Source organism: Amycolatopsis sp. La24 (genome assembly GCF_029087445.1).
GTDB lineage: Bacteria > Actinomycetota > Actinomycetes > Mycobacteriales > Pseudonocardiaceae > Amycolatopsis > Amycolatopsis nivea.
Genome location: NZ_JARACH010000013.1, coordinates 135,049 through 155,200 on the forward strand (window position 1 = coordinate 135,049; position 20,152 = coordinate 155,200).

Annotated in this window: 18 protein-coding genes; 16 read left to right on the forward strand and 2 right to left on the reverse strand. The window is 65.8% G+C overall.

The genetic code is table 11. The features are described 5' to 3' along the window. Positions 1-33: 33 nt before the first annotated feature. On the reverse strand, positions 34-783 hold the full coding sequence (locus PUT80_RS15805; protein ID WP_078870664.1) for an IclR family transcriptional regulator C-terminal domain-containing protein: 750 nt from the start codon (positions 781-783) through the stop codon (positions 34-36). 117 nt (positions 784-900) lie between these two features. Between PUT80_RS15805 and PUT80_RS15810 the strand changes: the two genes are divergently transcribed. From PUT80_RS15810 to PUT80_RS15830, 5 genes are read left to right on the forward strand one after another with little or no spacing between them, the layout of a single operon-like run. Continuing rightward, positions 901-2,214 (forward strand): aromatic ring-hydroxylating dioxygenase subunit alpha, encoded by a 1,314-nt coding sequence (locus PUT80_RS15810; protein WP_240690817.1) that lies wholly within the window; start codon positions 901-903, stop codon positions 2,212-2,214. Beyond that, complete coding sequence (locus tag PUT80_RS15815) at positions 2,214-2,678, forward strand: aromatic-ring-hydroxylating dioxygenase subunit beta (protein ID WP_020661405.1); 465 nt, start codon at positions 2,214-2,216, stop codon at positions 2,676-2,678. The genes PUT80_RS15810 and PUT80_RS15815 overlap by 1 nt, the downstream gene beginning before the upstream one ends. After that, positions 2,675-3,649, forward strand: a complete 975-nt coding sequence (locus PUT80_RS15820; protein ID WP_037817694.1) for a 4-hydroxythreonine-4-phosphate dehydrogenase PdxA — start codon at positions 2,675-2,677, stop codon at positions 3,647-3,649. The genes PUT80_RS15815 and PUT80_RS15820 overlap by 4 nt, the downstream gene beginning before the upstream one ends. Position 3,650: 1 nt before the next feature. Beyond that, complete coding sequence (locus tag PUT80_RS15825) at positions 3,651-4,676, forward strand: 2Fe-2S iron-sulfur cluster-binding protein (RefSeq protein WP_275292498.1); 1,026 nt, start codon at positions 3,651-3,653, stop codon at positions 4,674-4,676. Positions 4,677-4,698: 22 nt separating this feature from the next. Continuing rightward, positions 4,699-6,066 (forward strand): aromatic acid/H+ symport family MFS transporter, encoded by a 1,368-nt coding sequence (locus PUT80_RS15830; RefSeq protein ID WP_101438503.1) that lies wholly within the window; start codon positions 4,699-4,701, stop codon positions 6,064-6,066. A 170-nt stretch (positions 6,067-6,236) separates the two neighbouring features. Here the strand turns inward: PUT80_RS15830 and PUT80_RS15835 are convergent, their stop codons facing one another. Then, positions 6,237-7,301: a LacI family DNA-binding transcriptional regulator gene (locus PUT80_RS15835; RefSeq protein ID WP_107051162.1), complete on the reverse strand. Its 1,065-nt coding sequence runs from the start codon at positions 7,299-7,301 to the stop codon at positions 6,237-6,239. Between the two features lie 598 nt (positions 7,302-7,899). Here PUT80_RS15835 and PUT80_RS15840 point away from each other — a divergent pair. The 11 genes from PUT80_RS15840 (at position 7,900) to PUT80_RS15890 (ending at position 19,740) form a co-directional block, all read left to right on the forward strand. Further along, complete coding sequence (locus PUT80_RS15840) at positions 7,900-9,372, forward strand: nicotinate phosphoribosyltransferase (RefSeq protein ID WP_020661400.1); 1,473 nt, start codon at positions 7,900-7,902, stop codon at positions 9,370-9,372. A gap of 141 nt (positions 9,373-9,513) precedes the next feature. Then, on the forward strand, positions 9,514-10,608 hold the full coding sequence (locus tag PUT80_RS15845) for an LLM class flavin-dependent oxidoreductase (protein ID WP_027927861.1): 1,095 nt from the start codon (positions 9,514-9,516) through the stop codon (positions 10,606-10,608). Positions 10,609-10,648: 40 nt separating this feature from the next. Further along, a complete protein-coding gene (locus PUT80_RS15850; RefSeq protein WP_020661398.1) occupies positions 10,649-11,056 on the forward strand; it encodes an NIPSNAP family protein in 408 nt (135 codons plus the stop codon). Positions 11,057-11,206: 150 nt separating this feature from the next. Continuing rightward, the gene (locus tag PUT80_RS15855) at positions 11,207-12,709 is read left to right on the forward strand and encodes an aldehyde dehydrogenase (protein WP_275292505.1); all 1,503 of its coding nucleotides are present in this window, start codon (positions 11,207-11,209) and stop codon (positions 12,707-12,709) included. A 2-nt stretch (positions 12,710-12,711) separates the two neighbouring features. After that, entirely contained in the window at positions 12,712-13,404 is a 693-nt protein-coding gene (locus PUT80_RS15860) for an HAD-IB family phosphatase (protein WP_199817982.1), read from the forward strand. Continuing rightward, positions 13,401-14,198, forward strand: coding sequence for a glutamine amidotransferase (locus PUT80_RS15865; RefSeq protein WP_037817691.1), 798 nt, complete (start codon positions 13,401-13,403; stop codon positions 14,196-14,198). The genes PUT80_RS15860 and PUT80_RS15865 overlap by 4 nt, the downstream gene beginning before the upstream one ends. Beyond that, entirely contained in the window at positions 14,195-15,184 is a 990-nt protein-coding gene (locus tag PUT80_RS15870; RefSeq protein WP_037817689.1) for a ribokinase, read from the forward strand. The genes PUT80_RS15865 and PUT80_RS15870 overlap by 4 nt, the downstream gene beginning before the upstream one ends. A 138-nt stretch (positions 15,185-15,322) precedes the next feature. Next, complete coding sequence (locus PUT80_RS15875; protein ID WP_027927859.1) at positions 15,323-16,315, forward strand: ribose-phosphate pyrophosphokinase; 993 nt, start codon at positions 15,323-15,325, stop codon at positions 16,313-16,315. 42 nt (positions 16,316-16,357) lie between these two features. Further along, positions 16,358-17,662: an amidohydrolase family protein gene (locus PUT80_RS15880; protein WP_275292509.1), complete on the forward strand. Its 1,305-nt coding sequence runs from the start codon at positions 16,358-16,360 to the stop codon at positions 17,660-17,662. A 114-nt stretch (positions 17,663-17,776) separates the two neighbouring features. Then, positions 17,777-17,965, forward strand: coding sequence for a hypothetical protein (locus PUT80_RS15885; protein WP_037817688.1), 189 nt, complete (start codon positions 17,777-17,779; stop codon positions 17,963-17,965). A gap of 497 nt (positions 17,966-18,462) precedes the next feature. Continuing rightward, complete coding sequence (locus PUT80_RS15890) at positions 18,463-19,740, forward strand: bifunctional 3,4-dihydroxy-2-butanone-4-phosphate synthase/GTP cyclohydrolase II (RefSeq protein ID WP_275292518.1); 1,278 nt, start codon at positions 18,463-18,465, stop codon at positions 19,738-19,740. Positions 19,741-20,152: the final 412 nt, after the last annotated feature.

A 20,152-nucleotide genomic window follows, 5' to 3' on the forward strand; every position in this document is an offset into this window, starting at 1 on the left:
GTCACCCCAGTGTCCTCTGCGGCTCCTTCCCAGTCAGAGCTGCCGCCCGAGTTCGGCCGCGTGCTGTTGCATGACCGGCCGGACACGGTCGCGGAACTCCTCGACAGTGACCCGGGAGCTCGAGGCGCTGATGGAGATGGCGGCAACGACCTGGCCGGCCGGGTCGCGGACCGGCACGGCGATGGAGAGCAGTCCTGGTTCGAGTTCCTCGTCGCCGATGGCCACACCGTCCGCACCGGCGTCCTTGACGCGCTGTGCGACGGCGTCGGCAGTGGTGGGCGTCTTGGGGGTGCGCGCTGGAAATGGCGCGGCGGCGAGGTAGTCGGCCAACTCGGATTCGCTCAACGCGCCGAGCAGGATCTGTCCGGTCGAGGAGGCATAGAGCGGGATTCGCGCGCCCACCCGAATGCTGCTGTTGAGGATCCGGGTGCCCTCGCTCCGGGCGACGAACAGCGAGTCGTTTTCGTCGCGGACCGCCAGCGAGACGGATTCGTCGATCACGTCGCGGATAGCCGCCAGGTGTGGTCGTGCGAGCTGCGGGAGAGCTGCGGACTCGGTGTAGGCGGCACCGATGCGGAGGACCCGGGGAGTGGGGGAGAAGAACTTCCCGTCGAAGGTGACATAGCCGATTTCCGCAAGCGTGGTCAGACAGCGTCGAGCGGCGGCGCGGCTCAGCCCGGCGGCCTGGGCGGCGTCGCTGATCGTCAGCCGGGGCGTGGCCGTCCCGAATGCCTCGAGGACAGCGAGCCCTTTGGCGAGTCCGGCCATTCCTTCGACTGCCATGCAGCCCTCCTCTTGACATGCGCGCCCCGCGGCACGTCTACTGAAGCAGATGTTCGGAAAGCGGTTATACGTTCGCATACCGAACGGAATTAGTCAAGTGTCTCCGGAGGGAATGCGTTGAACGAGTCGAGAGGGGCAGGGGCGGCGTCGCAGGCCGCGGCGCGTGCCGACATGTCGAGCCGCGCGTGGCCTGTGTCGCTGACCGAAGTTCCGTACTGGGTTTTCCAGGACGAGGACGTCTATCGAGCCGAGCAGCAGAACATCTTTCACGGCCCCACGTGGAACTACCTCTGCCTGGAAGCGGAGCTCGCCGAGCCGGGAGACTTCTGCGCCACCTTCATCGGAGAGCAACCGGTGCTCGTGACCCGCGATCACGACGGCCAGATCTATGCCTTCGAAAACCGGTGCGCACACCGCGGCTCCTTGATCGCGATGGAGCACTACGGGCATACCAAGGACTTCACGTGCGTCTACCACGCCTGGACCTACAACCTCCAAGGCGACCTCACCGGCGTTGCCTTCGAAGACGGCATCAATGGCAAGGGCGGAATGCGCAAGGAGTTCTGCAAGGCCGCGCACAGTCCGCGGCGGCTCCGCCTCGCGAACGTCCACGGCCTGATCTTCGGCAGCCTCGACAACGACGTACCCGCGATCGAGGAGTACCTCGGCCAGGAGATCCTCGACCGGATCGAGCGTGTTCTCGGCGGGCGCAAGCCGGTAGTGCTCGGGCGGTTCACCCAGACGCTGCCGAACAACTGGAAGCTGTACCTGGAGAACGTCAAGGACTCTTACCACGCCAGCATCCTGCATCTGTTCTTCACCACCTTCGGGCTCAACAAGCTGAACCAAAAGGGCGGCATCATCGTCTCCGAGTCCGGCGGCAACCACGTGAGCTGGTCGGCGATCAACCGGGAGGCCGAAGCCAAGACCGCTGAGCACTACAAGGACCAAGGCATCCGCTCCGACTCGGAATACCAGCTCGAGGACCCCTCGCTGGTGAACAGCTTCCGCGAGTTCGGCGACGACGTCACCCTGCAGATCCTGTCGGTCTCGCCGGGATTCGTGCTGCAGCAGATCCAGAACTCCATCGCGGTGCGCCAGGTGCTCCCGACCGCGGTCGACTCCACCCGCCTCAACTGGACTTACCTCGGCTTCGAGGACGACACCGAGGAACAGCAGCTGGTGCGGATGAAGCAGTCGAACCTGGTCGGCCCAGCCGGGTTCGTCTCGATGGAAGACGGCGCGATCGGCGGCTTCGTGCAGCGGGGCATCGCCGGCGCGAGCGGTGAGTTCGCCACCGTTCAGATGGGCGGCGACCAGGCGGTTTCCAGCGAGAGCAGGGTAACCGAGGCCTCGATCCGCGGCTTTTGGAAGGTCTATCGCGAAGCCATGGGTTTCTCGATCGACGAGTGCGAAGGAGTGCGCCGGTAATGGACGCGTTCACGCTGATCAGCAGGGCCCAGGGCAGTTACGTGCGCGCCATCGACGACGGCCCGATCGAAGACTGGCCCGAGCATTTCGCCGAGGACGCCTTCTACAAGGTGACCACCGCCGACAATCACCGCCGCGGCCTGCCCGCTGGCCTCATCTGGGCCGACAACAAGGCGATGCTCAAAGACCGGATCTCCGCGCTCAAGGAAGCCAACATCTACGAGCCGCACGTCTACCGGCACCTGCTTGGCCAGCCTGCGATCCTCGCCGAGAGCAAGTCCGGCGCCACCAGCGAAACCGCCTTCCTGGTTCTTCGCATCGCCGGCAACGGGCCGACGGATGTCTTCGCCAGCGGCCGCTACCTTGACGAGTACGTCTTCGCCGACGGCGCGGCGCTGTTGAAAAAGCGGGTGGTGGTCTGCGACAGCTCCCGCACCGACACATTGCTGGTGCTTCCGCTGTGAGCGAGCCGCGCAGAGCGCTGCTGAGCATCGGTGACCCGAACGGCAGCGGCCCCGACATCGCGGTCAAAGCGGTTGCGATGCTCGGCGCCGCCGCACCGGTCGTGGTGGGAGACCGGCACGTCCTCGTGGAACCTGCCCGCAAGGCCGGCCTTGCCCTTCGGGCAGCGGTCCCCGGGGCGAGGGCCGACGCGGGAATGTGCGACGTGATCGACGTCGGCGCACTCGATCCCGCGGAGCTGGCCATCGGCCGAGTGACCGCTGCGGCAGGCGCAGCGACCATCGCCTATGCCGCCAAGGCAGTTGCGCTGGCGATGGACGGCGGCTACCGAGGCGTCGTCGCCTGCCCGCATTCAGAGAACGCGGTCCGCCAGGCCGGCATCGCCTTCGCGGGCTACCCGCCGCTGATCGCCGAGCTGACCGGTACGCCGATCGACGAAGTCTTCTTGATGCTGGTCGGCGGCGGCGTCCGGATCGCGCATGTGACTCTGCATGAACGGCTCGTCGACGCGATAGGCCGGCTGACCCCAGAGCTGGTCGTCCAGGCCGGTGTCGCTCTCCATGCGGCGCTGCGCCGGATGGGCATTGCCGCGCCACGGATCGGCGTTTTCGGGATCAACCCGCACGCAGGCGAGCATGGCCTCTTCGGGGACGACGACCGCCGGGTCACCGAGCCTGCGGTGGCGGCCTTGCGTGCGCGTGGCATTGACGTCGAGGGGCCGACCGGGGCAGACGTCTTGCTCGGCGGCACGCGGGACGCGGACGCGTACTTGGCGATGTACCACGACCAAGGGCACCTCCCGGTCAAGACACTGGCCGGGCGCACCGCCGCCGCGATCACGATCGGCGCGGGCATTCCGTTCTCCAGCGTCGGTCACGGCCCTGTTTTCGACAAAGCCGGGAGCGGCACCGCCGACCCGAGCGCCGTGCTCTCCGCCCTCCGGTTGCTCGCACCGCCCGTTCAGGAGGACTGAGATGACCGCCATCAGCGTCAAAGACACCGCTATCACCTTCGACTGCGCGCCCGAACAGAATGTGCTCGACGCGGCAGAGGCCGCGGGGTGGGCAATCCCTTACTCCTGCCGCAAAGGCGTATGCGACACCTGCGTCGGCACCTTGACGGCTGGAGAGGCGGAAATACCCGGCAGCGGCCGAGCGTGCGGTCCTGCGGAAGTCCGGCTATGCCGAGCGCGCCCGATCGGCGACGTGGAGATCGCCCCTCGCCGCATCGAGGCACGCACGCCTCCGGTGCGCAAGAAGCTCACCACCACCGTCTACCGCCGGCGCCAGGTCGCGCCCAGCGTCACGATTCTCGACCTGCGTTACCCGATCGGCCGGCGCACGCCGTTCCGCGCCGGCCAGTTCCTCAACGTCATCCTGGACGACGGCGACACCAGATCCTATTCGCTGGCCAACTCTCCCCAGCACAATGACCTCGCCCAGCTGCACGTGCGCCACGAGCCCGGCGGAGCGTTCTCCGCGAGGATCCTGCAGCAGCTGGAATTCCACGACACCGTAGAGATCGAAGCCCCCTTCGGCGAGTTCTTCGTCGAAGACCCCGCCGAAGGGGCGGACCGGGCCGGCTCCCCGATCCTGCTGCTGGCGACCGGCACTGGATTCGCGCCGATGCGGTCGATCATCCTAGACCACATCGCGCGCCGACTGACCCGTCCCGTCCACCTGTACTGGGGCGCACGCACTGTCGAGGACCTGTACCAGTTCTCCACCCTTCAAGCCTGGGCCGGCCGTTTTGACTGGCTGAGTTTCACGCCCGTGCTCTCCCGGCCGCACCCTGGCTGGGAAGGCGCCACTGGCTGGGTCCAGCAGGTCGTCATCGCCGACCACGCGGACCTCGGCGGCCACCAGGTCTACGCCTGTGGCAGTGAATCCATGACCCGTTCCGCTGCGGAGGAGCTGGGCCGTGCGCGAGGCATTCCTCCCGAGCGGTTCCACTCCGACGCGTTCGTCTCCGCCGTGCCCGTGCCGTACCCCGTCGGCTGATCCTCTCGCACCTGGAGTTCCCATGCCCGAATACACTTCGCCTCCCGCCACCGCCGCCGGGCCGCCGGGACTGTTGCGCCTCCCGGCCTTGATCGACGAACGCCGCCCGGGCCGCTTCCAGTTCGCCGTTGCGCTGCTGTGCGGACTGGTCATGCTGCTCGACGGGTTCGACACCCAGGCGATCAATTACATGGCCCCCGCCATCACCCGAGACTGGGGTATTTCCACCGGCACGATGAGCACGATCTTCTCCGCTGCGCTGGTCGGCCTGATGATCGGCTATCTGCTGCTCGCTCCGCTGTCGGACAAGTTCGGCCACAAACGGCTCGTCCTCGCCGGGGTGGCGGTCTTCTCGCTGTCCACGCTGCTCTCGGTCTGGGTGCGCAACCCCGATCAGCTCCTGGTGCTCCGGCTCGTCACCGGCATCGGACTCGGCATGGCAACCCCGAGCACGATCGCGCTCACCGCCGAGTACAGCCCGAAACGGGCCCGGGCCAGTTTCGTACTGGCGATCTACTGTGGATTCTCTTTGGGATTCGTGGCTGCCAATTACGCCGCCGACTGGCTCATCCCGATGCACGGCTGGCGCTCGGTCTTCCTCGCCGGAGCGATCCTGCCGCTCATTCTGCTGGGCTTGCTGACCTGGCGGCTGCCGGAATCGCTGGCTTTCCACGTGCGCCGCGGCGAGACCGCCAAGGCATACGCCCTGTGCCGGCGGATCGACCGGCGGCTGCCGGATACGACCGCCGTGCGGATCGAGGCGGCGAGCGCCGACCCGCGCAAGCGAGTCAAACTGTCCGAACTCCTCTCTGGTCGGCAGCTGTTCGGCACAGTCCTGTTGTGGGTCGTCTTCGCCGTCAATTTGGCGATGTTCTACGGCCTGCAGAGCTGGATGCCCACCGTTCTGCACGAACGCGGATACTCGGCGGGCACCCTGGCCACCGCTTCCTCGATGACCACGATCGGCGGCATCGCGATCGCGTTCCTGGTCGGCCCCGCGATGGACCGGCTCGGCGCGTATGGCGCGCTCGCCACGCTCTACCTGTCCGGCTGCGGTTTCCTGGCACTGATGAGCGCGGTACTCGGCGCACCGGCGTGGCTCGTCCTCGTCGCCATCTTCCTGATCGGCTGTTCGGTCTCAGGTGGACAGAAGAGCGTGATCGCGCTCGCCGCCGTCTTCTACCCCGAAGAAGTGCGGTCCACCGGTGTCGGGTGGGCACTGGGGATCGGCCGGGTCGGAGGCATCCTCGGCCCGCTGATCGTGGGCGGCATGCTGTCCGCCGGATGGAGTCATCAGCAGTTGTTCCTCACCCTGGCAATTCCGTCCGCGTTCTGCGGGTTGATCGTGCTCTACCTCGGCTTGCGTGCGAAGAAATCCACGCGCACCTGATCCTGGCGGCTCGTCTCGCACGCTTCCTGGCCCGGTGTCGTGAACGCTTGGCCAGGAAGCGGCGACGTACAGCCGGTCCCGGCTCACCCCGGGTGTCAGATGCCGAGTCCACAACCTTGCCGGGCGGCTCTAGGGGCACGTACCTCTGAGCATCGATGCTTTTAAGCTCGTCAGTGGACGGAGACGGGACCTGTCGACTCCCGGATCTTCAGAGTTACCGGCGACGGAGGGGGAGGGGTCGGATCGGTGCCGTCGACCATGCCGAGCAGCAGCTTGACGGCCTGGATGCCCATCTCCCGAGCGGGCTGCCGGACGGTGGTGAGAGCTGGCGTCAGGAGGGAAGCGAACGGCAGGTCATCGAATCCGACCACCGAGACGTCCTCCGGCACCCGCAGGCCAGCGCGGCGACAGTAGGTCAGAGCCCCAATTGCCATGAGGTCGTTCGCGCAGAGTAAAGCAGTGGGCCGATCGTCCGCCGGGCGGCTCAGGATCTCGGCGGCCAACTGCTCGCCCGACGACATCTTGTAGTCACCTACGAGCACGGGGATGCCATCGGGATCCAATCCGGCGGCGGCGATGGCCTCTCGGTAGCCCGAGAGGCGCTGTTCGGCCGTCCAGAGCTCGAGCGGACCGCCAAGGATGGCCAGGCGCTCGTGCCCGAGCGAGGTGAGATGGGTGGCGATCTCCCTCGCGCCCCGACGGTTCTGCGAGACCACGGACGGCAGGTTGAATCCGGGGAGCTTTTCGTCGACGAGGACGACAGGGCCGACCTGGGTCAGCTCGACCAGAGCCTCCATTCGCGTCTCTGACCCGGAGAGGTAGATGAGCCCGTCGAGGCGCTGACTGCGCAGCAGTCTGCTGTTCCAGGACTCGCTGCCACCGGTCGCTTCCGGTGTGCAGAACACCACCAAGACGTCCTTCTCGGACGCGGCTTGTTCCACTCCCTCGGCGATCAGCGCGAAGTACTGGTTCACCAGGTCGGGGACGACGAGGCCGACGGTGGCCACGCTGTGTCTCTTGAGGTTGCGAGCAGACTCGTTGGGCAAATAGCCCAGCGCGCGGACAGCCTCCAGCACCCGCGCACGCCGGTCGGCCGCGACGGGCCCGCTGTCGTTGAGCACGTAACTTACCGTGCTGATAGCGACTCCTGCCCGCTCAGCAACCTCCTTCATCGTGGGCCTGCGCGTCGGCATGGCTCCCGAGTTTCGGGTCAAGTCACCCCCACGTGTCCTCATGCGGCTCTTCGTTCACGTCGCGAAGGGTAACCATAGCTGATTCCAGCTCAGAGATAGAACGGTTTCCAGAACTACTGCTGGACTAGGCTGGCCGCGAGTGGCGCAGCGTCCCCGATGTCGCGGGTGGCGCGGGTCTGTCGGCCGCTGCGCATCGCCGCTCCGCGCCCCGGTTCGGGCGCTGGCCGCTGAGGCGGCCTGGAGCCGCAAGCCCGCCGGACACGAGGGGGCGCGGCCAGTGACGGCCGAGCAGTGATCCGCGGTAGGGGGTGGTGGCACCGGAATCTCCGACCTCTACGGTCACGACATCTTCGAGTTCGATCGAGAGCTCGACCGCCGTCAGGTACCCCTGGCCGGGCCGCTCGGGTCCTCCCGGGCCTGGTTCCCTCCGGCCGATCGAAACTCACCGTTTACAGAGCCGATCTGCCGCTGATACAGTCCGGTCGCTAGAAAGGTTTCTACCCGCTGGGTCAACGATACTGAGCAGCGAAAGTCGTGGTCGCAGACCGCATGCTTCGGCACCTGTGTAGAATCGTTAATGGCCTGCCGGCGACTGCTGGTGACTACTCCAGTCGCGGGGCGACCGAGAGGAAGGACAAAGATGTCCCTGGGCGAGCAGTTCGACAACATCATCGTCAACACCGACAACTACAAGCATTGCCACTACTCGCTGTACCCGCCGGGCACCGAGTACATCTCGTCGTACATCGAGTCCCGCGGCGGCGAGTTCCCCGTCACGATGTTCGTCGGCCTCCAAGCCTTCATCCGGGATTACCTGATGCGCCCCGTGACGCTTGAGGATGTCGATGAGGCCGAGTACCTCATGCGCGAGCAGGGGATGCACTTCAACCGCGACAACTGGATGGGCATCATCAACGACCACGGCGGCTATCTGCCCGTCGAGATCGAGGCGATCCCCGAGGGCACCGTGCTGCCCAGCAACAACGTGCTCGTGCAGCTCATCAACACTGACCCGAAGTATCACTGGGTGACCAGCTTCTTCGAGACCGCCCTGCTGAGGGCGGTGTGGTACCCGACCACGATCGGCACCCTGAGCTGGCTGTGCAAGCAGGTGATCCGCACCGCCCTGGAACGTACTTCCGACAACGAGGGAGCGCTCCGGCACATGCTTCACGACTACGGCGCACGGGGCGTCAGCTCGCAGCAGTCCGCCGCGCTGGGTGGCATGGCGCACTTGGTGAACTTCAGCCAGAGCGACACCACCCCGGGCATCCTCGCCGCCAAGCGCTGGTACAACGCCGTGGCTCCATCGAACTCCGGCCCCAACTCCGAGCATGCCGGCTTCACCGCCTGGGGGCGAGACTTCGAGGTCGACGCCATCCGGAACATGCTCGAGACCTACCGCGACAACGGCTTCGCGCTGGTCTTGACCGACACCTACGACCACGAGCACTGCGTCAAGAAGATCCTCGGCGGCGAGCTGAAGGAATTGATCCAGAACTTCCCCGGCCTGGTGGGCGCGCGCCCCGACTCCGGCGACGTCGTCCAGGTCACCTCCGACACCACCGAGTGGCTCATGGACGCCTTCGGCTACGAAGTCAACAGCAAGGGCTTCAAGATCCTCCCTCCGTTCATCCGAGTGGTGCAGGGCGACGGCGTGACCGGCGAGAGCCTCAGGGCGGTCCTCATCGAGATGGAGCGCCGCGGCCTGGCGGCAGACAACGCCGTCTTCGGCATGGGCGGCGGCCTCCTCCAGCACGTCAACCGCGACACCAACAACTTCGCGCAGAAGGCAAACGCCGTGTGCGTCAACGGTGAGTGGCGCGATATCTCCAAGCAGCCCACCGGAGCCAGCTTCAAGAGGTCCAAGGCCGGGCGGCTCGCCCTCGTTCTGGAGGACGGTGAGTACAAGACCGTGCCGCGCGACTCGGTCAGCCCTGAGCAGAACCTGCTCAAGCCCGTCTTCCGCAACGGAAAGCTGCTGAAGAAGTGGGACTTCTCTGAGCTGATCGCTGCCAGTGAGGCACCAGTGCCGCAGGAATGGTACGGCGATTACCTCGCGCCGATGGTCACCGGATCCGCACCGGCACCCGACGGCGCGGCCGTCAGCTGAATCACTCACCCGCGAGGCATTCATGAAGCAGTTCACGGCATCGTGGTCTTTCCCGATGGCGTGGACTGCCGCGCCGAGAGCCTCGGGGGTTGGTCCTGCGGTCCCCTTGGAAGTCAGCGAACAAGAGTTGAGGAAAACACGATGGCAATGAAGTTCTGGGTTACGGCGCCGTTCTTTTATCCGGACACGACCCGGCCCTGGTCCGAGGTTTTGGACAGCATGCTCAGGATCGTCGATGCCGCTGAGGAGTTCGGCTTCGAGGGGATCACGATCAACGAGAACCAGTTCCAGAACTACGTAGCCAATCCCTCGGCGATGATGTTCGCGACGGTCGTGGCTCAGCGGACCAAGCGGCTGCGGATCGTCCCGGGTGTGGTCGTCCTGCCGGCTTACAACCCGCTCCTGGTCGCTTCCGAGATGAGCCTGCTGGATCATCTCGCGCCAGGTCGGATCGGGATCGGCGTGGCACGCGGCGGGAGCAGGTTCCAACTCGATCGGCTCGGGGTGAAGCCGGAGAACCAGCGGGCAATGTACGAAGAAGGGCTGGAGATCGTCCGTCGGCTCTTCGCTGAAGACGACGTGTCCCATGACGGCCAGTTCTATTCATTCCCGCCGACGACCCTGGTCCCGAAGCCGGCGACGAAGCCGCATCCTGACATCTGGGTCGCATCGCAGAGCAACGAAGGTGTTCGCCGGGTCGCTCAGCAGGGCCTGAATCTGATCACGGCGCCGAACTACGGCAACTTCGAGCCCTACGGCGACCTTGAGGAGCTCATCGGGAGCTACAACGACGAGATCGAAAAGACCGGGAATCCTCGCGGTGAGGTCATGGTGCTCCGCCACACCTGGGTCGGTCGTACCGAGGAAGAGGCGTTGGAGTACTTCGACGACGTCGTGAACGAGTACAACTACTACATGGCCCTGGTCAAGGGTCCCGGCACGGTCGACACCAAGGAAGAGCGGCTCGCCACCCGCAATGTCGGCGAGAGCCGAGACTATGTGCACCGCGGGAATATGACACCTGAGCAGCATTCCTTCTCCAGGGACAACCTGCTGGATAAGTACGCCGACCCGGTGTTGACCACGCCGGATCGCATGATCGAGCGGTTCAAGTCCTACGAGAAGCTTGGAGTGGACCACTTGGCGTGCCTCATCGCGGTCGGTCAGCCCACCGACGCGATCGTCAAGAACATGAAGATGATGGCTGAAGAGGTCTTTCCCGCGTTCGCGGACTAGCCCCCTTCGCGTCTCCAAGTGCGCCTGAGCGATACCAGCCGTGGACGTCCACCCGTCGATTGCCGTGAGGGCTCAGAAGGCGAAGACCGCAGAGGAGGTCAACAAGGTGATTTACGAGGTTCGCGAGTATATCCCGGCGGCAGGTCGTTTCCGAGATGTCGTCGACCTGTTCACGTCAGTGGTGGTGCCGCTGTTCAGGAAGCACGGGATGGAGATGACGCAGGTGGGTTGCACCACCATCGGCGACAACTCTTTCAATGAGGTCGTCTACACGATGCGGTTCTCCGACCTTGCTGAGCTGGAGCGCAAATGGGGCACGTTCCTTGCGGACCCTGATTGGGCATCAGCGTTGGCCAGTCGTGAGGAGAACGGTCCGCTGTACCAGGCCATCCGTCGGCGGGTAATCGAATCCACGCCCTTCGAGGGGGTTTTGGATCACGCTGTGTGACGGCGAGTCGCTGGTCCACCGCGTCCAGTTCCTTGGCCACCGGCCTCGCGCCCATCGCCGACTGGGCGCGATCCGATGAAGTGCCGGGTCGGCAATTGACGACAACCACGAGCTCTGCGGTAGCCGACCAGTTGGAGGCGAAGCATTCCGATGACAATCAAGACGCCCAGCGCGCCGATCTCGAATCCGGGGCAGTTCTACATTGACGGGCAGTGGGTCGATCCTTCGACGACCCACACGATCGACGTGATCGAAGCGGCGACGGAGGAGCGGTTTTTCAGTGTCGCTGAGGCCGAAGCGGCGGATGTCGCGCGGGCGGTGGGAGCGGCACGCCGGGCCTTCGACGACGGCCCGTGGCCACGGATGCCGCCGAGCCGGCGGGCGGAGTTCCTTCGCGCCATCGCTCAGGCCGCAGCCAAACGCTCCGATGACCTGGTCCAGTTGTGGCCCCGAGAGACGGGGGTCATCGCCGGCATTGTGCCGGCCGTCCTGCAGGAGGTCCCTGGGGCGTTCGACTACTACGCGGATCTCGCCGATCGGTATCCGTTCGAGCAAGAGGTGCCCACCAGCTCGGGCGAAGGCTTCGGGATGATCGTCGGGGAGCCCGTAGGCGTCGTGGGGGCGATCATTCCGTGGAACACCCCGATGCACCTGGCCGCCTGGAAGCTGGCACCCGCGCTGCTCGCCGGGTGCACGGTGATCGTCAAGGCGTCACCGGAGGCACCGGGAGCTGCGTATGTCATCGCGGAGATCGCTGAACAGGTCGGCCTCCCCCGCGGCGTGGTTAACGTGCTCACCGCTGACAGGGATGCCTCTGAAGCGCTGGTGACCGATCACCGCGTGGACAAGATCACCTTCACCGGGTCTACGGCGGTGGGGAAGAGGATCGCGGGGATCATGGCCGAGCGCATCGGGCGGTACACCCTCGAGCTGGGAGGCAAATCGGCGGCGGTCGTCCTCGACGACATGGACATTGCCGCGGCGGCCGACAGCCTGACCGGGGGCGCGTGCTTTGTTTCCGGCCAGATCTGTGCATCGCTGACTCGGGTGATCGTGGCGCGCCATCGGCACGACGAGATGCTCGAGGCGCTCGCCGAGCGGTTCTCTCGGGTCAAGGTGGGGAACCCGTTCGACCCCAGCGTCCAGATGGGGCCGCTGGCCTCTCGCCGACAGCGTGAGCGGGTCGAGGGTTATGTCCAGATCGGCAAGGACGAAGGGGCCACTCTGGCGTTCGGCGGTAACCGCCCCAAGGACCTCGACCGGGGCTGGTTCATTGAGCCGACCGTTTTCGGGAATGTGAACAACTCCTCCCGGATCGCCCAAGAGGAGATCTTCGGGCCAGTGATCTCCGTCATCGCCGCTGCTGACGAGGAAGACGCGATCCGGATCGCCAATGACTCTGTGTTCGGTCTCAACGCTTCGGTGTTCACCAACGACGCGGACCGTGCTCGCGAGGTGGCCAGGCGCCTGCGCGCAGGGACAGTGGGGCAGAACGGCAACCGGGCAGACTTCGGGATCGGCTTCGGCGGCTTCAAGCAGTCGGGTGTCGGCCGAGAGGGCGGCGTAGCCGGCCTTCTGCCGTACCTCGAGAACAAGACCGTCGTACTCGATCAGAAGCCGCGGTTCTCCTCCTCGTCCGAAGGGCGGCCCTGAAGGTGAACACATCCGCTGAGGCCAGCAAGGTGGGCTGCCTCCATGTCTTCGACATGGACGGCACCCTCCTGAGGAGCACCGCCACGATCGAGCTGGCTCGCCAGATGGGCCAACTCGAGGCCGGGCAGGAAATCGAGAGGGCATGGGGCGAGGGGACGATCTCCGACACCGACTTCTGGTCGAAGCTCCTCGACATCTGCAAGGACGCATCCCCTGCCGACTTCGACGATGCCTTTCAGAGCTCGCCCTGGATGGACGGTGTCGCCGAAACCTTCGAGAGCATTCGATCTCACGGCGAGGACGTGATCGTGATTTCCCAGTCGCCGACGTTCTTCGTCCGCAGGCTGGAGCTTTGGGGCGTCAACGAGACCTACGGCTCGGCCGTCGAGTTGGGCAGCCCGCTGGAGAACTCAGCGACGCTGATGCCAGAGGCGAAGGTGGCAATCACCCAGTCGGCTCTCGCTGCTCGCAACCTGACCGCCGACGAGTGTGTGGTCTACGGGGACTCATCCAGCGACGTGGAGCTGTTCACGACGTTCCCGCACTCGGTCGCGGTGAACCCGTCGCCCGTCTTGGCGCCCCTGGCCGCGAAGACCTACCTCGGGATCGACATCCGCGAGGCGCATGCGCTGGGTCGCCAGCTCAAAGCCGCATCAACCAGAAACCAGTTCGCGCAAGGGAGTTCCAGTTCATGAGCACCATCGGGTCGCCGCTCAGGGTTCTGTTCGTGGGGGAGTCGTGGGTGAAACACACGATCCACATGAAGGGCTTCGACCAGTTCCACTCGACCGAGTACGAGGAGGGCGCGGGCTTCTTCCTCGGCTGCCTGAATGACGCTGGGTTCGACGTCACCTACGTCCGCGGCCACGAGATCACCTTGCGGTTCCCCCGCTCGCCGGAGGAAATCGACGAGTTCGACGTAATCGTCATCTCTGACATCGGATCCAACTCCTTCCTGCTGCCGGACGAGAGTTTCCTGCGATCGGAGAGGTCGCCAAACCGGCTTGGCCTGGTTGCGGATTACGTCAAGCGAGGTGGCGGGCTCGTCATGGTCGGGGGGTATCTTTCCTTCACCGGAATCGATGGCAAGGGCCGCTTCGGCATGAGCCCGCTCGCCGATCCGCTGCCCGTAGCCATGCTCCCGTACGACGACCGTGTCGAGAGGTCGGAGGGGGTCGAGGTGGAGGTCTGCCAGCCTGATCACCCGGTCCTGGGCGGCACGCCTCCGGAATGGCCCCACCTTCTCGGCTACAACAAACTCATCGCGAAGCCGGACGCCACCGTCGTGGCGCGGGTGGGCGAGGACCCGATGTTGGTCGTGGGCCAGCACGGTGACGGCAGGACCGCGGCGTTTGCCTCCGATCTCGCCCCGCACTGGGCACCTCAGGAGTTCCTGGACTGGCCGCACTACGGCGAGATGTGGACGGCGATTGTCTCGTGGACCGCGCAGGCGCAAAAAGCGCCGGCGCTCGGGGAAAAGGTGTCGTGAGCTTGAGCGACGGTGCGCGGTCGGCCGGATCAGGCAGGGGCGGGCGCCTCCTCGTCGTCGGGGCGCTGAACGTCGACATGGTCGTCGCCGCCTCCAGGCTTCCCGGACCAGGGGAGACCGTGGTGGGGGCGGACTTGCAGCGTCACGGCGGAGGGAAGGGCGGCAACGCCGCTGTCGCGGCGGTGCGCTCAGGCACCGACGTCCGCTACGTCGGCGCCGTCGGGCCTGACGAGTTCGGAGTGGCTGCGTTGGCCGAGCTGCGAGCCGAAGGGATCGACGTCAGCGATGTCGTGATCAAGGAGGGGTCCGCTACTGGAGCTGCGCTCATTGTCGTGGATCCCTTCGGGGAGAACCAGATCGCCGTAGCCGCCGGTGCAAATGCGGTGGTGGGCGCTCGGGACGTGAGGGCCGCGATCGAGCGAGCGAGCGGGTGGCCAGGGTGTGTTCTGGTGAGTACGGAGATCTCCGCCGCGGCAGTCGTCGAAGCGGTCGAAGCCGCCACCGCGCAGGGGTGGCTGTGTGTGCTCAACCCGGCGCCTGTCGCCCCCGGCATCCAAGAGCTCCTCAAGCTCGCCCCGATCATCACCCCGAACCAAGGCGAGCTGCGAGACCTCTACCAGCTGCTCGGTGAGCCCGGAGACCCGCCGGCGGAGAAGATGGCGGCCGCGGTGGCATCGCATACGAGAGCGCCGGTGGTAGTCACACTGGGTGCCGACGGGGTGCTGTTGTGCGGTGCTGACGGAGTCAGCACCCGGATCCCGGCTTGGCCGGCACGTCGAGTGGTCGATACCACCGGCGCTGGGGACACCTTCAACGGCGTGTTTGCCGCCAGCTTGGCAGCGGGAACGGACGTCGCCGGCGCGGCGCGGCGCGGAGTGGTTGCTGCGGCGTTGTCGGTTGAGTCGGCGGGCGCGCGCACGGGCATGCCGAGTGCGGCGACGATCGACGCCGTCTTGGCGACCACCGAGCGCCGCGCGGGCACGTAACGGCGGTCGAACCCGCAGCGTCTCCGATTTTTCGGACCGAAGTAGAAAGGCTTCTGCATCGTGAATCTGACCACTGACCGAGGAAGGTCGGATGCGCCCTCGGGCGCCCGTAATCCGCACTGGCGGAGTGGTGAGCTCATGAACGCGTCGTTGCAGGCTAATTGGGGCAGGCGGCTGATGGTGTTCTCCGGCCGGTCCAACGCGCCATTGGCGGGTGCCATCGCTGAGCTTCTTGAGATCGAGCTTGGCAAGGTGACCCTGAAGACGTTCTCCAGCGGAGAGGTCTACAGCAGGTTCGAAGAATCAATCCGTGGCGCGGATGTCTTCATCGTTCAGCCGATGTGCGCGAACCCAGAGACGGGCGTCAATGCGAACGACTCGCTCCTGGAGCTCCTGGTGATGGTGGACGCCGCCGTCGGCGCGAGCGCGCACCGCGTGATCGCAGTGACTCCGTGGTATGGCTACTCGCGGCAGGACAAGAAGTCAGCTCCGCGCGAGCCGATCTCGGCTCGCATGGTGGCTCGCGCACTTGAGGCGACGGGTGTTGACCGAGTGCTGACGATGGACCTGCACGCCGGCCAGTTGCAGGGGTTCTTCGGCATCCCGGTCGACCACATGACGGCGTTGGGCATCCTCAGTGACTACTTCGCCGGCCTCGACGACGACCTGGTGATCGTCGCTCCGGACTCGGGTAGGGTGAAGCTCAACAAGCAGTTCGCCACGCAGATCGGGGCCGGCCTGGCCATCCTGGACAAGGAGCGGCCCCAGCAGCAGGTCGCCGAGATCACCACCGTCATCGGCGATGTCCGCGGGAAGACCGCCATCGTGATCGACGACATGATCGACACCGCCGGCACGTTGTGCGCGGCAGGAGAGGCGCTCAAGCACGCGGGTGCTCGACGAGTGCTCGCCGCAGCGACCCACGGGGTCTTCAGCGGGCGTGCGTACGAACGTCTTGCTGCGTCGCCTTTCGAGCAAGTCGTCGTCACCGACACGATCCCGCTCCGCGCAGGTGCCCCTGACAAGATCAAGGTGCTTTCCTGTGCCCCGCTGCTCGCGGACTCGATCAGCAGCATCTTCACCGACGGTTCCGTGAGCGCTGTCTTCGGCGGAAAGAACCACACCTTCTAAGGGGATGAGAATGTCAGATCCAGCGTGCTTCCCGGGCTCGCGATGACTGCTGGCGACATCGCGATCGAAGGCGGCTTGGTGTGGTCGGGGCCGGGCCAGCATCACAGCGACGGACTCGTGCACATCCGAGCAGGCACAGTGGCCTACGCAGGGCCGCGGGCAGAGGACAGGGTCCCCCCGGGGACTCCCCGGCTTGACGCTGCAGGTTGCACCGTCCTGCCCGGCCTGATCGACGCCCACGTCCACCTGACGACCAATTCCGATCACCAGCACGTAATTGCGAGCGATGTCTTCCGCGGCCAGGTGAGCAAGCCGGCCAAGCTGCTGCACGGGCTGCGCAACGCCCACCGAGCGCTCGCCGCCGGATTCACGACGCTGCGTGTCATGGGGCACCGCGGCGCCGGAGAGCCCGAGCTTCGCGATTTCACCGATGAAGGCTTGGCGGTCGGACCTCGTTTGGTGGTCGCTCCGTGGTGGATCACCATGACCAACGGTCACGGCGATCTGTTCTATCCGCCGTACACGCCACGAGAACAGTGGGACACGGCAGACGGCATCGAGGAGTGCCGCAAGCTCGTGCGCCTCCAAGCCCGGGCTGGTGCGGACTTCATCAAGGTGATGGCCAGCGGCGGGATGTCGAAGGGCGAACGGCCGAGCTGGCCCAACTACAGCATCGCCGAGCTGACCGCCATCGTCGAGACTGCCCACGAGCTGGACCTGCGGGTCGCAGCGCACGCACTCTCTGCCGAAGGCATTCGACGCAGCCTTGCCGCAGGTGTCGACTCCATCGAGCATGGTTCGTATCTCGACGAGGAGATGGCGATCGAGATGGCTGAGCGCGGGACCTTCCTCGTCCCCACCATGTCCTTCAACGACTGGTGTCAACGGGAGGGGACACTCCGGGGCCTGACCGCCCAAGGAGTGGCGGACCTCAGCGAAGCACACGACCGCACGCTGAAGTCGTTCGCACTGGCACGCGAGGCCGGGGTCAAGGTGGCGATGGGCACCGACTCCTCGGGCACGCTGTGTCCGTTCGGCGCGCACGCGCGCGAGCTCGAGCTGTACGTGCGGCACGGCATGTCCGCAGAAGAAGCGATCACCACCGCTACGACGAACGCGGCGTCGCTGTTGGACCGACCGGATCTTGGCTCACTGCGGACTGGTGCCGTCGGCGATGTCGTCGTAGTCGAGGGAAACGTGCTCAACGACATCGGCCGCCTGGCCCAGCCCTCCAACATCAGGCACGTCGTGCGGGCCGGGCGTGAGCTCAGCGGGTATCTGCGAGCCGTATCGGAGGCGCTCGACTTCCAGGAAGCGGAGCACCCGACTCGGGCCGAGGATTCCTGACCGAACAACCACCACGAACTCACCGAGAACGGCGCCAGCGAACGGTGGGGCCGGCCCCAGCCGGGCTCAGACGACTTTCGCACGTGGTAACAACGGAAGAGGAGAAAGAAAGCAATGGCTCACATCGAAGCATCGTTCTTCAAGAGTCGTTTCGACGACGAGACGTTCAGCGCGAAGATGGTCGAGGCGCTGACGCAGGCAGTCGGCTCGGTACTCGGGGACGAGGCTGCCAACGACACAGCCATCGTCCTCCACGGTATCGAGCCCTCGCACTGGGGCTACCGCGGCAAGCTGCTGGGCTGACCAACCGCCGACCCTGCTGACGGAGTTGTGGCCGCGCCTACGGCCTGGGGACCGGCGAGTGCTGGCCGACGACCTGCACGTCGGCCAGCACTGCGCCCGTGCGCGGACTCTGACCGTGATCTGGAGACAACGATGACCGATACCACCTTCGCGGTTCAGAACCCGGCGACCGGCCTTCCTTCGAGCGGACCGCTCCGTACGGACAGGAGCTTCGTGTGATTCGAGAATACCGGTCAAGCGCGCATTCAGAGCTTGTCGCTGTCGCGACCGCTGGGTCTTCTTTATTCTGACCCGGACACAGGGTCATATGATCGGTGCGTCCTGCCGGGCGGGATCACGAACTCGTCCTTTTCCGAGTGGGCACGTTCGAAACCTCGACGTTGTCTCACTCCCGGCTTCCCCGGCAGCAAGTTTCGGGAGCTGGTGATGTGAATGTCCGTGTCATCGTCAGCGAGCGGTCAATTCCTGGGACTGGCCTTGAGCAGCGTCGCGGGCCGATGTCCCGCTGTCGCGCATATGTCGACTCACTGAAGAAGGAAACCGTGCACGGAACAGCTGCAGTCGAGGCGGCCATAGCCGATTTCGCCGCTGGGCGACCGGTGATCGTAGTCGACGATGAAGACCGCGAGAACGAAGGCGATCTGATCTTCGCCGCCCAGTTCGCCACCGTCGAGCTGGTCGCATTCACCGTCCGCCACACGTCCGGATACATTTGCGTGTCGCTGACGAGCGAGGATGCGGACCGGCTCGACCTGCCGCCGATGGTCAACACCAACCAGGATCGGCGGGGAACCGCCTACGCGGTCACGGTCGACGCTAAGCACGGGATCTCGACGGGGATCTCGGCACGCGACCGGGCGAGAACCATTCGCGGCCTGGCTGATCCGGCGTCCACCAGCGGCGACTTCAGCCGTCCCGGTCACGTCGTCCCGTTGCGCGCCAGGCCCGGCGGGGTGTTGCGCCGGAAGGGGCACACCGAGGCGGCCGTCGACCTGGCGGTGCTCGCGGGCCTCGCCCCGGTGGCTGCGTTGTGCGAGCTCACCAGTGAGGACAACCCGGTCGAGATGGCCCGCGGTCCGGAGCTGCAGCGCTTCGCGGAACAGCACGACCTGAGAATGATCTCGATTGCCGATCTGATCGCCTATCGGTGGCGGGTCGAGAAACTGGTCGAACGTGTTGCCTCGGCCCGTCTCCCCTTGCCGTCGGGGCAGTTCACCGCGATCGGCTATTCGTCCCTCCACGACGAGCGTGCGCATATCGCATTCGTCTGCGGCGACTTGTCCGACGGCGAGGACGTGCTCGTCCGCGTGCATTCCGAGTGCCTCACCGGTGACGTCTTCGGTTCGCTGCGCTGCGACTGCAGTCCCCAGCTGGATGCCGCCCTCTCGGCCGTCGCGCGGGAGGGCCGAGGTGTCGTGCTGTACATGCGGGGCCATGAAGGACGGGGAATGGGGCTGCTGCACAAACTGCAGGCCTACCAGCTGGAGGAGCTGGGCGCGGACACCGTCGACGCCAATCTGGGGCTCGGCCCGCCCGCGGACTCCGCCGACCACGGCACCGAGGCGCAGATTCTCAGCGACCTCGGAATCCGTTCTGTGCGCCTGCTGACGAACGATCCCGCCAAACGCGTCGGGCTCGAAGCTTACGGCCTGCAGGTGCTCGGTCAGGTGCCGGTGCCGGCGACCCCCCAGAACATCCGTTACCTGGAGATCAAGCGGGATCGGGCGGGGCACGAACCGAAGCTGATCCTCGACGACGGCCGAGTCGCCCAGTGACCTGAAGGAGCCGATATGGGTGAGCACGTCCTGTGCGCGGTCAGGGGTGTTGTCGTCATCGGCGCGCAGCGCGGGTGAGCGCTGGGTTCCGCACCGCCAACCGCCAATGTGGACCCGGGCGCTACGCAGCCGGTGCAGCCGCCTGATGCTGCACCCGCACTCAGCTGAGTGGGCGACTTCGTCGTTTGTCGTGACTGAGGCGAGCTTGGTGCTGGCGTCGGTGTTGCCGGTACGACCATGAGCAGACGTATTGGGATCGAGACTGTGCCGGTGCACCTGGTTGATTGAGGTTCACCCCGAATGGTGGACAGGGGCTTACGAGGGGTTCAGGCAGCCGTTCGGAGTGCCTGCTCGAAGTTGTCGGGGCTGAGCATCCCGATAGCGGAGTGCCGCCGCACACTGTTGTAGAAAC

What these genes read in the sequence shown, in the direction of transcription:
- PUT80_RS15825 (WP_275292498.1), top strand. Translation starts at nt 3,651, where the DNA reads ATGACCGCCATCAGCGTCAAAGACACCGCTATCACCTTCGACTGCGCG.
- PUT80_RS15890 (WP_275292518.1), top strand. Translation starts at nt 18,463, where the DNA reads ATGTCCCGCTGTCGCGCATATGTCGACTCACTGAAGAAGGAAACCGTG.
- PUT80_RS15805 (WP_078870664.1), bottom strand. Translation starts at nt 783, where the DNA reads ATGGCAGTCGAAGGAATGGCCGGACTCGCCAAAGGGCTCGCTGTCCTC.
- PUT80_RS15885 (WP_037817688.1), top strand. Translation starts at nt 17,777, where the DNA reads ATGGCTCACATCGAAGCATCGTTCTTCAAGAGTCGTTTCGACGACGAG.
- PUT80_RS15840 (WP_020661400.1), top strand. Translation starts at nt 7,900, where the DNA reads ATGTCCCTGGGCGAGCAGTTCGACAACATCATCGTCAACACCGACAAC.
- PUT80_RS15835 (WP_107051162.1), bottom strand. Translation starts at nt 7,301, where the DNA reads ATGAGGACACGTGGGGGTGACTTGACCCGAAACTCGGGAGCCATGCCG.
- PUT80_RS15845 (WP_027927861.1), top strand. Translation starts at nt 9,514, where the DNA reads ATGGCAATGAAGTTCTGGGTTACGGCGCCGTTCTTTTATCCGGACACG.
- PUT80_RS15865 (WP_037817691.1), top strand. Translation starts at nt 13,401, where the DNA reads ATGAGCACCATCGGGTCGCCGCTCAGGGTTCTGTTCGTGGGGGAGTCG.
- PUT80_RS15875 (WP_027927859.1), top strand. Translation starts at nt 15,323, where the DNA reads ATGAACGCGTCGTTGCAGGCTAATTGGGGCAGGCGGCTGATGGTGTTC.
- PUT80_RS15815 (WP_020661405.1), top strand. Translation starts at nt 2,214, where the DNA reads ATGGACGCGTTCACGCTGATCAGCAGGGCCCAGGGCAGTTACGTGCGC.
- PUT80_RS15855 (WP_275292505.1), top strand. Translation starts at nt 11,207, where the DNA reads ATGACAATCAAGACGCCCAGCGCGCCGATCTCGAATCCGGGGCAGTTC.
- PUT80_RS15830 (WP_101438503.1), top strand. Translation starts at nt 4,699, where the DNA reads ATGCCCGAATACACTTCGCCTCCCGCCACCGCCGCCGGGCCGCCGGGA.
- PUT80_RS15880 (WP_275292509.1), top strand. Translation starts at nt 16,358, where the DNA reads ATGACTGCTGGCGACATCGCGATCGAAGGCGGCTTGGTGTGGTCGGGG.